Annotated in this window: 11 protein-coding genes; 2 read left to right on the top strand and 9 right to left on the bottom strand. The window is 68.4% G+C overall.

What is annotated here, in order from left to right; genetic code table 11:
* Positions 1 to 22 precede the first annotated feature (22 nt).
* The 7 genes from ggt to XnspCFBP7698_RS15145 all read right to left on the bottom strand — a co-directional run bounded on the left by ggt (position 23) and on the right by XnspCFBP7698_RS15145 (position 9,827).
* Complete coding sequence (gene ggt, locus XnspCFBP7698_RS15175) at positions 23 to 1,603, bottom strand: gamma-glutamyltransferase (protein ID WP_123137561.1); 1,581 nt, start codon at positions 1,601 to 1,603, stop codon at positions 23 to 25.
* Positions 1,603 to 3,063, bottom strand: coding sequence for an AtzE family amidohydrolase (locus tag XnspCFBP7698_RS15170; protein WP_123137560.1), 1,461 nt, complete (start codon positions 3,061 to 3,063; stop codon positions 1,603 to 1,605). The genes ggt and XnspCFBP7698_RS15170 overlap by 1 nt, the downstream gene beginning before the upstream one ends.
* A 210-nt stretch (positions 3,064 to 3,273) precedes the next feature.
* A complete protein-coding gene (locus XnspCFBP7698_RS15165) occupies positions 3,274 to 4,431 on the bottom strand; it encodes a nucleoside hydrolase (protein WP_123137559.1) in 1,158 nt (385 codons plus the stop codon).
* A 130-nt stretch (positions 4,432 to 4,561) separates the two neighbouring features.
* A complete protein-coding gene (locus tag XnspCFBP7698_RS15160) occupies positions 4,562 to 6,115 on the bottom strand; it encodes an adenosine deaminase (RefSeq protein ID WP_123137558.1) in 1,554 nt (517 codons plus the stop codon).
* 112 nt (positions 6,116 to 6,227) lie between these two features.
* On the bottom strand, positions 6,228 to 7,541 hold the full coding sequence (locus tag XnspCFBP7698_RS15155) for an NCS2 family permease (protein ID WP_104579394.1): 1,314 nt from the start codon (positions 7,539 to 7,541) through the stop codon (positions 6,228 to 6,230).
* A gap of 256 nt (positions 7,542 to 7,797) precedes the next feature.
* Positions 7,798 to 8,757, bottom strand: coding sequence for a PDR/VanB family oxidoreductase (locus XnspCFBP7698_RS15150; protein ID WP_184368873.1), 960 nt, complete (start codon positions 8,755 to 8,757; stop codon positions 7,798 to 7,800).
* A 17-nt stretch (positions 8,758 to 8,774) separates the two neighbouring features.
* Complete coding sequence (locus XnspCFBP7698_RS15145) at positions 8,775 to 9,827, bottom strand: aromatic ring-hydroxylating dioxygenase subunit alpha (protein ID WP_104579392.1); 1,053 nt, start codon at positions 9,825 to 9,827, stop codon at positions 8,775 to 8,777.
* A 126-nt stretch (positions 9,828 to 9,953) separates the two neighbouring features.
* Between XnspCFBP7698_RS15145 and XnspCFBP7698_RS15140 the strand changes: the two genes are divergently transcribed.
* Positions 9,954 to 10,871: a LysR family transcriptional regulator gene (locus XnspCFBP7698_RS15140; RefSeq protein ID WP_104579391.1), complete on the top strand. Its 918-nt coding sequence runs from the start codon at positions 9,954 to 9,956 to the stop codon at positions 10,869 to 10,871.
* 848 nt (positions 10,872 to 11,719) lie between these two features.
* Positions 11,720 to 12,526, top strand: coding sequence for a TatD family hydrolase (locus XnspCFBP7698_RS15135; RefSeq protein WP_047694503.1), 807 nt, complete (start codon positions 11,720 to 11,722; stop codon positions 12,524 to 12,526).
* Between the two features lie 18 nt (positions 12,527 to 12,544).
* Here the strand turns inward: XnspCFBP7698_RS15135 and XnspCFBP7698_RS15130 are convergent, their stop codons facing one another.
* Positions 12,545 to 13,213, bottom strand: coding sequence for a hypothetical protein (locus tag XnspCFBP7698_RS15130; RefSeq protein WP_199680188.1), 669 nt, complete (start codon positions 13,211 to 13,213; stop codon positions 12,545 to 12,547).
* A gap of 156 nt (positions 13,214 to 13,369) precedes the next feature.
* On the bottom strand, positions 13,370 to 14,257 hold the full coding sequence (locus XnspCFBP7698_RS15125) for a LysR family transcriptional regulator (RefSeq protein WP_039566088.1): 888 nt from the start codon (positions 14,255 to 14,257) through the stop codon (positions 13,370 to 13,372).
* Positions 14,258 to 14,291: the final 34 nt, after the last annotated feature.

Raw genomic sequence — 14,291 nt, 5'->3', positions numbered from 1 at the left:
GTTTATTCAAAGTACCCAACTATCACCAGCCAGCCACCGCACCATCCGAGCGCGGATCACTTGCCCCACTGAGTACGCCATCGACCTCGCGCACCAGCGCGCCGGCATGTCCCATGACCGAGGTATAGGCGGGCAACAGCTCCACCGCATGCCCGGCGTCGCGGAGTGCTTGCACCACTGCCGGATCGAAGCGGTCTTCCAGCTTCAGCGAAGTGCTGGCTTCGCCCCAGGTGCGGCCGAGCAGCCAGCGCGGTGCGGTGATGGCCTGTTGCAGCGGCATGCCGTAGCGGGCGTAGCGCGAGAACACGGCGGCCTGTGTTTGTGGCTGGCCTTCGCCGCCCATGGTGCCGTAGGCCATGATGCGGCCATCGTCGAAAGTGGCCAACGCCGGATTGAGGGTGTGGAAGGGTTTGCGGCCGGGGGCCAGGGCGTTCCAGCCGTCCGGTGCCAGACGGAAGCTGCAGCCGCGGTTTTGCCAGGTGATGCCGGTGCGCGGCAGCACCAGGCCGGAGCCGAATTCGAAATAGGTGGACTGGATGCAGCTGACCGCGCGGCCGTCTGCGTCGATGGCGCCGAACCACACGGTGTCGCCGGCTTGCGAGAGGTGCGGCCAGGGCAATGCAGTGGTCATGTCGATGCGCGCGGCGAGCGCATCGAGGGCGGCGGTATCGTCCAGCAGCGCCTGTGGGTCGAGCGACATCCAGGCGGGGTCGCCGACATGCGCGTCGCGGATCAGGAAGGCCTGTTTGCTGGCTTCGATCAGGCCGTGCAGGTGCGCGTAGCTGTCGGGGTGTTCGACATGCAGGCGGTCGAACAAGGCAAGGATCAGCAGCGAGGCCAGGCCTTGCGTGGGCGGTGCGTGGTTGTAGAGGCGCGCGCCGTGGATGGCGACCGAGAGCGGCACGCTGGCGTCGGCCTGATGCTGTGCCAGGTCGTGCGCGCGTAGCGGGCTGCCGAGCGCCTGCAGGTCGGCAGCGATGTCGTCGGCGAGTGCGCCGCGATAGAAACTCTCCAGGCCGTGGTCGGCCAACCGCTGCAGGGTGTGTGCGAGCTGCGGTTGCTGCAGCAGCGCGCCTTCGCGCAGGGGCGCGCCGTGCGGTTCGAAGATGCTGGCGTAGGCACCGGGTTGCACACGCAGTTCGGCGCTCTTGCCGGCAGCGATCTGGGCACCGCCCAAGGTCACCGGTACGCCGTCGCTGGCGTGGTGGATGGCCTCCTGCAACAGGCGTTGCAGCGGCAAGCTGCCGCCCGCGTGGTGCAGGGCCAGCGCCCAGCCGGAGACGGTGCCGGCCACGGTATTGGCTGCGCCGGGGCCGCGCCACGGGATGCTGCTGTGGCCCCGATAGAAATCCAGCGTGGCCGCCTGTGCCGCGCGGCCGCAGGCGTCGATGGCGTGCACGCGGCCATCGGGTTCGTGGATGAGCCAGAAGCCATCGCCGCCGATGCCGGTCATGTGTGGGTACACCACCGCCAGACAGGCGGCGGTGGCCACGGCGGCTTCGATGGCATTGCCGCCGTCGCGCAACACATCGCGCCCGGCCTGCGCCGCGAGGTGGTGCGGGGCCACCACCATGCCGCGGCGCGCGCGCAGGGTATGCAGCATCAGCGTGTCTCCGGCGGCGGACTGAAGGCGAGCAGGCCATCGCGTTCAAGCTGCGCGGCGAGCGCGAACAGGCGGTCTTCGCGGCCGGGCGCGGCAATCAGCTGCACGCCCAGCGGCAGCCGCCCGGGCCGCGGCAACGGTGCGGCCAGCACCGGGCAGGCGGCCAGCCCCAGCGGTTGGGTGAAGATGCCCAGATTGGCGCGTGCCGATACCGGCAGGCCGTCGATCTGGATGGTGTCCTGGTCGATACGCGGTGCCACGCACGGCGTAGTCGGCGCGATGAGCACATCCACATCGTCCCATAGCGCATGCATGGCGCCGGCAAACCAGCGGGCGAAGCGGTGCGCGTCGGCCACGGCGCTGGCGGGCAGCTGCAGGCCGGCCAGCAGGCGATCGCGCGTGGCGGGGTCGAACTGCGCGGCGTGCGTGGCCAGTGCGTTGCGGTGCCGGTGTCCGCCTTCGGCAGCGGTGAGGACGAAGGCGGCTGCGCGTGCGCGCTCGGCCTCCGGCAGTTCGATCGAGGCACTGCTGTTGCAGGCGGCCAGCACTGCCGCCAGCGCGGAATCGAGGTCTGGATCCAGATTGCGCTGAAACCAGCCGCCCAGGCGTGCGATGCGCAGCTTGCCGGTAGTGGCCGCGGGCAGCGCATGCCCGCGCATCACCTCATAAACAAGACGCAGATCGGCCACCGAGGTTGCGAACGGGCCGACCACATCCAATGCATCCACAAACGGAAACACGCCATCCAGCGGCAGCGCGCCATGCGTCGGGCGCAGGCCGTAGACACCGCAGAGCGCGGCGGGCACGCGGATGGAGCCATTGGTGTCCGAGCCGAGCGCGAACGGCACCAGCCCGGCGGCCACTGCCGCGGCCGAGCCGCCCGACGAGCCGCCGGCCAGATGCTGGTGGTCATGCGGGTTGGCAGTGGTGCCGTAGTGCGCGTTGACGGTGGCAAAGCCGTAAGCGAATTCGTCCATGTTGGCCGTACCGATCAGCACCGCGCCGGCATCGCTGAGCCGCTGCACCACGGCCGCATCGCGGGCAGCGGGCGGGTAGTGCGCGCGAACCGCAGCACCGGCGGTGGTGACCTGCCCGGCGACATCGAACAGATCCTTGACCACGAACGGCACGCCAGCCAATGCGCCGCCGTCGCTGCCCCCGGCCAGTGCGGCCTGCACGCGCGTGGCATCGGCGGCGGCGCGCGCCGGCAGCAGGCGGGTGATCGCGCACAGGCTGTCGTTGACCTGGTTGATGCGCGTCAGCGTCTGCGTTGCCAGCCGCGCGGCCAGCGTGGGCTGGCTGCGTGCGCTGCTGACGATGGAGGCGATCTGGCCGCGTGGGCCGCTGCCGTCATGCGCCGCAGTAGTGGGCGCGTTGAAGGTGGCCAGCAGCTGCGCATGGCCGCGCAGCACTTCGGTATTGCGATCGACGCCGGCCTGCCACTGCGCTGGGAGTTGCATGGGTCACCTTGGGTTGCTGGAGTGGTGCAGGTGCTGGTCTGGCCGCTCTCCCGCCGGGGCGAGAAGGCACGACCTGCGCGCCACTGGCGCGCGTGCATTGGAGCGCCCGCGTCGCAAACGCGGGCTGGGGCGCGGAGCGGGGGTTGCGGTGAGGGTGCCCCGGGAGGTGGAGGTGTGTCGGCTGCTCATTGAGCTGGCTCGTTTTCGTACTCAAGTGGCCTCCCATTTACCGGCTGGCGTACCCTCATCCGCCCTTCGGGCAGCTTCTCCCGGTGGGAGAAGGGGTAATGGCAACCCGACTGCTGGCGGCTGCGGCGCAGTGAGGCGGTCGATCAACAACTGCTCGAATGCCTGCACATCCACCGCATGCACCACGCGTTGCGCCTGCTCGCCCAGGCCCGGCTGGTAGCCCGGTGCCCACGACAGGATGTCGCCATATCCGGCATCGAAGGCGGTATTGGCGTCGACATAGAGCGTCTCCACCTGCGTGGCCAACGCCGGCTGCAACCACACTGCCGTGGCCAGTTCATCCCACATCGGAAAGCCAGGCTCGCGCCGGCGCAACGCATGCCCAATGGTGGTGTCGGCCGCGCTCATGCGCGCCAGCAACTCAGGCGTCAGTTCGGTGGCGGTGGAGGGGTCGACCGGCACCATGGTGATCTGGCGCCACGGTGCGCGCATGACGATGCTGGCGGCCTCCGGGTCCCAGCGGATATTGAATTCACGGCGGGGCGAGTTGACGAATTCGCGCGCGAACTGCCGTGCACTGACGCTGTTGCGCTGCTGCCGCGGATTGAGGCTGCCGCCCATGTACACCAGCTCGCGCGCGAGCGTGGCAAACGCCGGGTCCAGCGATTGGGCAAGGGCCAGATTGGTCAACGGGCCGGTGGCAATGATGCTCACTTCGCCCGGGTACTGGCGCACCATGCGCAGCATGAACAACGCGGCCGGCTCGTCGCTGGGGCGCACCACGCCGGGATTGCCCAGCGGCAGATCCGGCACCACGTCGTGCGCGTGATAGCGCGGTGCACTTTGCACGGTGTCGTCCTCCACCCAGTGCTTGGTCCACGCACCTTTCCACACCAACTTGCCGTACAGCGCTTCCCAGCGTTCGGTGGCCAGCTCGCTGTTGAGCAGCGGATGCACCGGGCCGGGCAGCACCGGAATCTGCGGATGGCCGGCCAGTTCCAGCAGCCGGCAGGTGTGGGCCAGCACTTCATCGCGCCAGATATTGCCGCTTACGGCGCTGATGCCCAGCACCTCGACCTCGGGCGATTGCAGCAACAGCAGCTGCGCAGGCGTGAAGCCGTCGATATCGTCTTCGAGAATGACGCGGCGTTTGGATGGGGCGGTGTGTGGGGAAGTCATTGCGCGTTGGTCGTGTGGGTTGAGTGCATTGCAGCGGAGAGGGAGCGGGACGTTGCCTGTGTAGGAGTGCGCTTGCGCGCGGATGGCGTTGCCGGTAACGCTTCATCGCGCACGAGCGCGCTCCTACCTGTCATGCGCCAGCGTGCTGTTGCCGCAATAGCGTGCGCTCGTACTGTGCCAGGTCGGCGTCCAGCTGCCATTGCAGCCGTGCCTTCTCGCTGCCCTGGCGAAATGCCTGGCACGCGGCGTCGTCGGTTTCGCTCTGCAAGGCAGAGGCGCAGGCCGGCGCAGCTGCACCATCTGCATTCCACAGGCTGGCGCCGGGCAGGAAGCTGTAGGTCAGGCCATTGCGTGCCAGCTGCTTGAGCGTTGGGTAGTCGATGCCTTGCTCCTGCATGGCGCGTTGATATTCATGGGTCATGTCTGCGCGCGAGACGCCGGCATCGTCGGTGGACAGCACCACCGGGACGCCGGCGTGCAGATACATCGACAACGGGTGCGCGGCGCCCTTGATGCCAAGAATCACATCGTTGCTGGTGAGGTTGATCTCCACCGCCACCTGCTTGCTGTGCATCTGTTGCAGCAGCGCCTGGGCATCGTCTTCGTAGGGCAGGTCCACGCCGTGCCCGATCCGGCGCGCGCCAACATCCACCGCCTGGCGGATGTGCGTGCGCAAGTGCGCAGGCGGCACCAGCCCCAGCGTCAGCTCGCCGGCATGCAGGGACAGCGGCACGCCCGGATAGTGCGCGGCAAAGAAGCGGAACATCGCCATATGCCGGGTGTAATCGGCCACTGCCACCGGGTTGTCTTCGGGGGCGACGATGTTCACTGCAACCGCGCGACTGCCACCGGCGGCGATCAGCGCGTGGGCCAGTGCCATCTGCCCGAACACCATCGGCTGCGGCAGCACGCGCAACACATACGGCACGTAGCGATAGGAAACCCTGCAGCCGGGACGGGCATCGGCCTGGTCGCAGCGCAGCACGCGGCGGACCTGCGTGTCGGTGGCGGCCAGCTCGCGTTGCGCGGCCTGCACCAGTGCCGGCAAAGCATCCTGCAGGGCGCGTAGGTTCGCAGCATCGTCATCGCCATTCCAGGGCAGCGCCTGCATGCGCTTGGCGGCCTGGTCCATCTGCGGCGGGTTGGCGATGATCTCCACGTACGGCACACGGTCGCGGGCGGCGTGGTCGAGTACCGCGGCCACGGTGTCGGCCACGTGCGCGCGTACCACCGCGTCGAACTTGCCAAAGGTGCCGAAGAACTGGCCATGCCCGGTGGGTTGCGCGGGGCTGGGGACGAACTTGCGCATCGACAGCGCATCGACCACCCGCCCGTACAACGCAGCATCGCGTGTGGCCAGGCCGCTGGCCGGCTGCTGCCCCTTGCCGCACGGCGGGGCCCGCAGGCTCAGGTCGTCCAGCTGCACGCAGGCACCATCATCACTGGCCCATTGCAGATAGTCCTCGGCATACACCGAGCCGGACAAGTGATTGTGCAGGTCGCCGCCCTTGGGCATGGCCTGCAACAACGCGCGCAGCTGCGCTGGTTGCGAGGCAGCGGCCTGGAACAGCTGCGCCACCTGCGTCTGGCGTTGTTGCGCCGGTGTTTGCGCAGGGCGTGCGAGCGCTACGTTCGGCAGCACCGCGCACACGGACAGGAGTAGATAACGATGAAGACGGGGCATGCGGTGGGCTCTGAGAAAAAGGGGGCGGCGCCGTGGCGCTGCAGTGCGTGATGCAACGTGCCGCGTCTCGCGTGGCCAGAAAAATGGCGGTATACGCGGTGCGGCAGCGGCCTCATTCCAGCGCATGGCGCAGTACGAACAGGCCGGCGATGGCCCAGGTGGCCGGATGCACGGCGCGCCAGCGGCCGCTGCCGAGCTTGAGCACCGCATAGGTGATGAACCCAAGGGCCAGGCCGGTGGCGATGGAGTAGGTGAGCGGCATGGCGAGCATGCAGATGGCCGCCGGCAAGGCTTCGCTGATATCGTCCCACGGGATCTGCGTGCATTCGCGCAGCATCACCGAAGCCAGATAGATCAGTGCCGGTGCGGTGGCGTAGGCCGGCACCATGGCGGCCAGCGGCGAGAACAGCAACGCGAGCAGAAACAATGCCGCGACCACCAGTGCGGTCAGGCCGGTGCGCCCGCCCACCTGCACGCCGGCCGCGCTTTCCACGTAGGCGGTGGTGCTGGAGGTGCCGAGGAGAGAGCCGGCCAGGATGGCAGTGCTGTCGGCCAGCAGGGCGCGGTCGAACTGGCGGCGTTGGGCCTCGGTACGCAGCAGGCCGGCGCGCTGCGCCACGCCCATCAAGGTGCCGGTGGCATCGAACATTTCCACCAGCACGAACACCAGCACCACATGCAGCACGGCGGTGAGCGCGCCGCTGCCACCATGGCCGTGCAGCGCACCGGCGATATCCAGCTGCAGCAAGGTCGGCGCCAGGCTGGGCGGCAGCGACAGCAGGCCCTGGTAGTGCACCAGGCCAAGCGCCAGTGCCGCGGCGGTGACCGCCAGGATGCCGAGCAGCATCGCACCCCGCACGCGACGGACGTCCAGCACCCCGATCAGCAGCAACCCTGCCAGCGCCAGCAGCGGCTCGGGCCGGTGCAGGTCGCCCAGGGTCACCAGCGTCTGCGGATGCGCCACCACCAGCCCGGCCTTCTGCAGGCCGATCAATGCCAGAAACAGGCCGATGCCGGCAGCGATCGCGCTGCGCAAGGTCGGCGGGATGCCATCCACCAGCCAGCGCCGCGCGCCAGTGACGGTGAGCAGCAGGAACACGCAGCCTGAGACAAACACCAGCCCCAGCGTCTGTTGCCAGCTGTAGCCCAGCGTGCCCACCACGGTGAAGGCGAAAAACGCATTCAAGCCCATGCCCGGCGCCATGCCGATGGGGTAATTGGCCAGCACGCCCATCAGCAGCGAGCCCAGTGCGGCGGCCAGGCAGGTCGCCACGAACACCGCGCCGTGGTCCATGCCGGTGGTGGCCAGGATGTCGGGGTTGACGAAGACGATGTAGGCCATCGTCAGGAACGTGGTGGCACCGGCCAGCACTTCCGTGCGCGGGGTGCTGGCATTGGCAGCAAGGGCGAATCCGGGCCAGCGCATCAGCGTGCGCCCTCGGCAGGCCACAGGGTGACGAACGAACAGGCAACCATCAGCAGACTCTCTTCGATGCAGGGACAACCCGCGCAGGCACACCGCGCGGGCCGCTCATCTTGCACTGCGCGTGCCGGTTTGCCACCTTGCGTGGTCGGCAGCGTAGCCGGGCCTGCCCATGCCGCCAGACATCTGCGGCAGCCACTCGCGCCTGCGCTGCCGGTCGACCTGCAGGGTGGCCCTGGCCCGCAGGCCGGTCACGCACTCACAGATCCAGCACCAGGCGCGGCGAGCGGCTGCGCGAGCAGCACAGGGTGATCTGCGCATTGCTGGCGCGTTCGCTGTCGCTGAGCACGCTGTCGCGGTGATCCGGTGTGCCGGCGACCACGCCGGTCAGGCAGGCGCCGCACATGCCCTGCTCGCACGACAACGGCACCTCGATGCCGGCATTCAGCAGCGCGCTGGCAATGCTGCAATCGGCCGGCACCTGTACCACACGGCCGCTGGCAGCCAGCTCCACTTCGAAGGCGTGATCGGCATCGTGTGCAAGCCCCGGGTCGGCGGCGGCAAAGTGCTCGCGGTGCACCTGCGCCGCGCGCCAGCCATGGGTCTTGGCAAGCTGCGTGAAGTGGTCCATGAACGCCGCCGGCCCGCACAGATACAGTTGGTCGTGCGCGCGCGCCTGTCCGAGTTCCTCGGGCACATGCACGCGCGGGCTTTGCCCGCCATCGCTCAGGTGCATCTGCACCTGGCCGTGCAGAAAGCCTTGCTGCAGGCGCTGCGAAAACGCCACATCGGTATGCCGGCGCACGTAGTAATGCAGCACGAAGGGCTCGCCGCGCGCTTCCAGCGCTTCGGCCATCGACAGCAGCGGGGTGATGCCGATGCCGGCGGCCAGCAGCACGTGCCGTTCGCCCGCATGCAACGGAAACAGGTTGCGCGGGCTGGAAATCTGCAGGCGGTCGCCGGTGCTGAGCTGCTCGCACAGGTGCCGTGACCCGCCGCGCGAGGCGTCGGCCAACTTGACGCACAACAGGTAGTGATCGCGCACATGCGGTGCGCTGGCGATCGAATACTGGCGGATCATGCCGTCCGGCAGATGCAGGTCTACATGCGCGCCGGCCTCGAAGGCGGGCAGTTCGGCATCGATCGGCTCCAATCGGATCGCGCGCTGGCGATGGCCCTGGTCGATGACCGCGGCAACGCGCACTTCATGCAGGCTCATGGCGTGATCCTTGGCGGTCAACGCAGGAAGAAGTCGCTGTAGCCCTGGCCGCGCAGGCCACGGCGATAGGCGATGGAACTGCGGTCGGCCGGGATGTGCACTTCCAGCAGCGGGTCCAGCGGCAGGTATTCCGGCCGCTGCGCTTCCACCATGGCGCGGTCTTCTTCGAATACGCGCAGGTTGAACGCATGCACGTCTTCCACCGGCAGATGGGTGTCGAAATTGCGCGCGATCGGCACCAGCAGGCGGGTCTTGTGCTTGGACACCGGGCTGGCCGCGTTCATGATCACCAGCCGCTTGCCCGGCACCGGAAAATGGATGGTGAGCGTGGCGGTAAACGGCAGATGCACTTCGAAATGGCGTAGCCACTGGAAGTCGGGGTCCACGTCCGGCAGCGGCATGTCCACCGAATAATTGGCCACATTGCTGAGGTAATCGGCGTTGAAGCCGGTCGGCGTTTCGGTCGTGGTGTAGGCCGGCACTTCGCGCTTGTCCGGCTGGGCGAAGGTGGCGGTGTGCACGAAGGCGAAATGCGCCACGTCGATGAAGCCTTCGAGCTGGCGTGCGGCGCTGCCGCCGATGTCGAAGGCCGGGCACACGATCTGCTGGAAGCCCTCTTCGTCCCAGCCCGGCATCGGCGGGATCTGCACCTCGGCCTCGCTCACCCCGGCCGGTCTGGACAGGCACACCCAGATCAGCCCGTAGCGCTCGGCCACCGCGTAGGTGTGCAGGCGCATCTTGGCCGGGATGTTCTGGCTGGGGCTGGCCGGAATGTGGTTGCAGCGCCCACCGCTGCCGAAGCGCAGCCCGTGGTAGGCGCACACCACGCCGCCGCCATCGGCCGTGCCCATGCTCAGCGGCACGCCGCGGTGCGGGCAGACATCGCGCGCGGCCACCAATTCCTCGCCCAGCCGGTACAGCACCAGCGGCTCGTCCAGCAGGGTGGCCTTGAACGGCGCTTCGCTCACCTCGCTGCTCAGCGCCACCGCATGCCAGTGCTGGGCCAGGCGCTGCCAGTCGGCGGCCTCGAAGGTGCAATGCAGCGGCAGGGCGGGGACGGCGACATCCATGGGGCGGTCTCTGGCATGAGGCGGGAGCGGTGCCGGATTGACTCTAGGAAGCCGGGGGTGTGTGATCAAACATCGTTTTTCCGCCAAGCCATTGCAAAAAATGCAACGCCAACCGAGCCATGCCGCATGCTGACCTTCTCCCGCTTCACCCGGTACTTCATCGAAGTGGCCCGCTGCGGCAGCATCCGCAAGGCCTCCGAGGTGCTGCACGTGTCGGCCTCGGCGATCGACCGGCAGATCCTCAAGGCCGAGGAAGAGCTGGGCGCGCAGTTGTTCGAGCGCCTGCCGGGCCGGCTGCGGCTCACGGCTGCCGGCGAGCTGTTGCTGGTGGACGTGCGCGGCTGGGAGAAGGCCTACGCCCGTACCCTGGAGCGCTTCGACGAGCTCAAGGGGCTGCGCCGCGGGCATGTGGAGATCGCCATGATCGATGCGCTCAGCGAAGGCGTGGTGCCGGCGGCAGTGGCCGCGCTGGTGCAGGAGTACCCCGGCATCACCTTCAACCTGTCCACCGCGCGTAACCAGCGGGTGATGGAAATGGTGACCTCGGCCGATGTGGATATCGGACTGCTGCTGGACCCGGTGAGCAGCGTGGACCTGGAAGTGCGCGCGTTTGCCGATATCCCGTTAGGGATTGCGATGCCGGTGGGCCACCCGTTGAGCACCCGCAGCGAGTTGCAGCTCAGCGAGACGCTCGAGCACCGCCTGCTGCTGCCGGCCGCCCCGCTGATTGTCGGCGAGCATGCCAAGGTGCTGTACCAGCGCCAGCATATCGACGTGAAGCGGCTCACCCACTGCAACGACGTGCGCACCCTGCGCGGCCTGGTGCGCGCCGGTGCCGGCGTGGGCCTGATGTCGTGGCTGGATGCCGCCCCGGATGTGGCCGACGGACGCCTGGCCTTCGTGCCGTTCCGCCAGCACCTGACCAAACCGATGACGCTGGCGCTGTGCGTGGCCCCGCAACGGCAGCTCTCGCGCTCGGCGCAGCTGGCGATCCAGGCACTGGCTGCGAAGATCGATGCGATGGCAGTGCCGGCGGTGGGGTGAGTGTGTTGCGCAAGCGGCCCTCACCCCTGCCCCTCTCCCGCAGGCGGGCGAGGGGAAAGGCGTGCGTTCGTGCGGCCTAGGCGGTGCCTGTGATGGGGTGAGTGTGTTGCGCAAGCGGCCCTCACCCCTGCCCCTCTCCCGCAGGCGGGAGAGGGGAAAGGCGTGCGTTCGTGCGGCGAGGCGGTGGCTGTGGCGGGTGAGTGCGTTGCGCAAGCGGCCCTCACCCCTGCCCCTCTCCCGCAGGCGGGAGAGGGGAAAGGCGTGCGTTCGTGCGGCCTAGGCGGTGCCTGTGATGGGGTGAGTGTGTTGCGCACGCGGCTCTCACTCCTGCCCCTCTCCCGCAGGCGGGAGAGGGAAAGGCCGTGCGTTCGTGCGGCCGAGGCGGTGCCTGTGATGGGGTGAGTGTGTTGCGCAAGCGGCTCTCATCCCTGGCCCTCTCCCGCAGGCGGGAGAGGGGAGAGGCGTGCGTTCGTGCGGCCGGGGCGGCGCCGGTGGTGGGGTGAGTGTGTTGCGCACGCGGCCCTCACCCCTGCCCCTCTCCCGCAGGCGGGAGAGGGGAACGGCCGTGCGTTGGTGCAGCCGGGGCGGCGCCGGTGGTGGGGTGAGTGCGTTGCGCACGCGGCTCTCACTCCTGCCCCTCTCCCGCAGGCGGGAGAGGGGAAAGGCCGTGCGTTCGTGCAGGCCGATGGCATGCAGGTACCGCTGGCCGCATGCCGATCCCGTTGCAGATCTCCCTTCTCCCGCCTGCGGGAGAAGGTGCCCGCAGGGCGGATGAGGGCAACGTGCACCCAGTGAGGGCAACGTCCACCCAGTACAATCACACCTGCTCTTTCAGGCGACACCGCAGCATGCAGTTGATCGATATCGGCGCCAACCTCACCCACGACTCCTTCGACCGCGACCGCGATGCCGTACTGCAACGCGCACGCGATGCCGGTGTGACGCAGTTGGTGATCACCGGTGCCAGCCGCGAGCATTCGCCATTAGCCCTGCAACTGGCGCAACAACACCCCGGATTCCTCTACGCCACCGCGGGCGTGCACCCGCATCACGCAGTGGAATTCACCGCCGAATGCGAAGTGGAAATGCGCACCCTGCAGGCACATCCGCAGGTGGTGGCGGTGGGCGAGTGCGGGCTGGATTACTTCCGCGATTTCGCACCGCGCCCGGCCCAGCACAAGGCCTTCGAACGCCAGCTGCAACTGGCCGCCGACAACGGCAAGCCGCTGTTCCTGCATCAGCGCGATGCGCATGACGACTTCCTGTCGATCATGCGCAGCTTCGACGGCAAGCTGGGTGCGGCGGTGGTGCATTGCTTCACCGGCACGCGCGAGGAACTGTTTGCCTATCTGGACCGCGACTACTACATCGGCATCACCGGTTGGCTATGCGATGAGCGCCGTGGCGCGCACTTGCGCGAGCTGGTGCGCAACATCCCGGCCAACCGGTTGATGATCGAAACCGACGCGCCCTACCTGCTGCCGCGCACGCTCAAGCCCCTGCCCAAGGACCGTCGCAACGAGCCGATGTATCTGGCGCATATCGTGGAAGAACTGGCGCGCGACCGCGGCGAAGCAGTGGCCGTGACCGCCGCCAACAGCACTGCGGCGGCACGCGCGTTTTTCCGGTTGCCGGCGCCGGCCAGCGCTGCATGAGCGGGGCAGCGCGGCGGCTCACGCCGCCAGCAATTCCCACCCTTGCGCATCGCGCAGGCGCAGGCCCGGTTGCGGCGTGTCCACGCTGATGCGCAGACCGTCGGCCCAGGGCAGCTGCCGTTGTTGCGGAAACCACCGCCGGCGCTGGTCGACCACGATCAACAAGCCGTGGTCATCGCCCAATGCGGCAAAGCCCTCCACGGGTTGAGCGAATGGCTGCAGGCCAAAGTGATGCGCAACGCTGCGTGTCACCACCTCGACATTGTCGCTGGGTAACCCGATTTCGCTCAGGCACAGCAGCTCTTCGCCGTGGAACTGGCCGGTGCCGGCCGGCGCATCCTGCAAGGCATCGCGTGCGATCAACTCCAGCACCGCACCATCGGGGCCGGCGAAATACACCGACTGCGATTGCCACGGGCCGTCCAGAGCGAAATGCCGGCGACCTTGCGAATCGCCCAGCAGGCTGGCGCGCGCGCCGATCCAGTGCGCGGCTGCCTCGAAGCGCGATGGGGCCACGTTGAAGGCCAGGTGCACGCTGCCCACCGGTTGCTGGGCCTGCACGCATTCCAGCGTGCTCCACCCGATACGCACGGTAGTGCCGTGCGACGGTTGCTGCAGCACATCGCGGTAAAACCGCAGGGTGAGGTCGGGATCCAGGCAGGGCAGCACAAGGTGACGAAGATGCATGGCACTCAAGATCGGTGAGGGGCCTGCATTGGACAACCTCAATCGCAGTTGAGGTCAAGCCATGCTGCGCTGGTCGGCAGCCAGGTGCGGCACCGCTGCGCTCGTCCAGCGCGACGCATGCGTCCGATGCGCTGCATCGCCAGAGCCGACGACGCCTCAGATCAGCTCCGCCAGCGCCCATAAATGGCGCACCAGTGGCGCGCTGTCCAACGCGCCGGGTGCCACCGCCAACGCCAGCCGCGCCAGCGGCATGCGGCCTTCGATATCCAGGTAGCGCACGCCGGGACGCTGCAGCTGTGCGGTGGAGGCGGGCACCACCGACACGCCCAGTTCGGCGGCGACCAGATTGATGATCGACGACATCTGCGGCGCTTCCTGGGTGATGCGCAAGGTCACGCCCGATTCGCGGCAGGCGGCCAGGATTTCGTCGTACAGGCTGGACCCGAAGCTGCGCGGAAACAGGATGAACGGCTCGCCGGCCAGCGCCGCCAACGGGGCGCTGGCACGCGCGGCCAACGGATGCGCCGCCGGCACCGCGATCTTCATCGGCTCGTCGGCAAAGCGCAGCAGTTGCAGGTCGGGCGGGGTGCTCAGCCCGTAGCGCACGAAGGCCGCATCCAGGCGGCCATCGGCCAGGCCCACCAGCAGGCTGGCGGTGTTGGTTTCTTCCAGCAGCAGCTCGACCTGCGGCCATTGCCGGCGGAAATCGCGGATCAGCCGCGGCACCACCGGGCTGAACGCGGCCGAGGCGGTAAACCCCATGCGCAGCCGGCCTGACTCTCCGCGCGCCACGCGCCGGGCGGTGTCGGCGGCGCGCTCCACGTCGGCCAGCACGCGGCGCACTTCGCCCAGGAAGGCCTCGCCGGCCGGGGTCAGCTCTGCGCCGCTGTGGGTGCGGCGGAACAGCGGCGTGCCCAGCTCACGTTCCAGCGTCTGGATCTGCTGGCTCAGCGGCGGCTGGCCGATGCCTACCCGCGCCGCAGCGCGGGTGAAGTTGCCTTCCTCGGCAACCGCCAGGAAATAACGCAGGTGACGCAGTTCCATGGGCATCTTTTTTATATATGGAAGCTGCCAGCAT

The organism is Xanthomonas sp. CFBP 7698, from assembly GCF_003600855.1.
GTDB lineage: Bacteria > Pseudomonadota > Gammaproteobacteria > Xanthomonadales > Xanthomonadaceae > Xanthomonas > Xanthomonas cannabis.
This window is presented reverse-complemented; position numbering and strand designations above follow the sequence as displayed.

What these genes read in the sequence shown, in the direction of transcription:
- XnspCFBP7698_RS15160 (WP_123137558.1), bottom strand. Translation starts at nt 6,115, where the DNA reads ATGCCCCGTCTTCATCGTTATCTACTCCTGTCCGTGTGCGCGGTGCTG.
- XnspCFBP7698_RS15150 (WP_184368873.1), bottom strand. Translation starts at nt 8,757, where the DNA reads ATGAGCCTGCATGAAGTGCGCGTTGCCGCGGTCATCGACCAGGGCCAT.
- XnspCFBP7698_RS15130 (WP_199680188.1), bottom strand. Translation starts at nt 13,213, where the DNA reads ATGCATCTTCGTCACCTTGTGCTGCCCTGCCTGGATCCCGACCTCACC.
- XnspCFBP7698_RS15145 (WP_104579392.1), bottom strand. Translation starts at nt 9,827, where the DNA reads ATGGATGTCGCCGTCCCCGCCCTGCCGCTGCATTGCACCTTCGAGGCC.
- XnspCFBP7698_RS15170 (WP_123137560.1), bottom strand. Translation starts at nt 3,063, where the DNA reads ATGCAACTCCCAGCGCAGTGGCAGGCCGGCGTCGATCGCAATACCGAA.
- XnspCFBP7698_RS15165 (WP_123137559.1), bottom strand. Translation starts at nt 4,431, where the DNA reads ATGACTTCCCCACACACCGCCCCATCCAAACGCCGCGTCATTCTCGAA.
- XnspCFBP7698_RS15140 (WP_104579391.1), top strand. Translation starts at nt 9,954, where the DNA reads ATGCTGACCTTCTCCCGCTTCACCCGGTACTTCATCGAAGTGGCCCGC.
- XnspCFBP7698_RS15125 (WP_039566088.1), bottom strand. Translation starts at nt 14,257, where the DNA reads ATGGAACTGCGTCACCTGCGTTATTTCCTGGCGGTTGCCGAGGAAGGC.
- XnspCFBP7698_RS15135 (WP_047694503.1), top strand. Translation starts at nt 11,720, where the DNA reads ATGCAGTTGATCGATATCGGCGCCAACCTCACCCACGACTCCTTCGAC.
- XnspCFBP7698_RS15155 (WP_104579394.1), bottom strand. Translation starts at nt 7,541, where the DNA reads ATGCGCTGGCCCGGATTCGCCCTTGCTGCCAATGCCAGCACCCCGCGC.
- ggt (WP_123137561.1), bottom strand. Translation starts at nt 1,603, where the DNA reads ATGCTGCATACCCTGCGCGCGCGCCGCGGCATGGTGGTGGCCCCGCAC.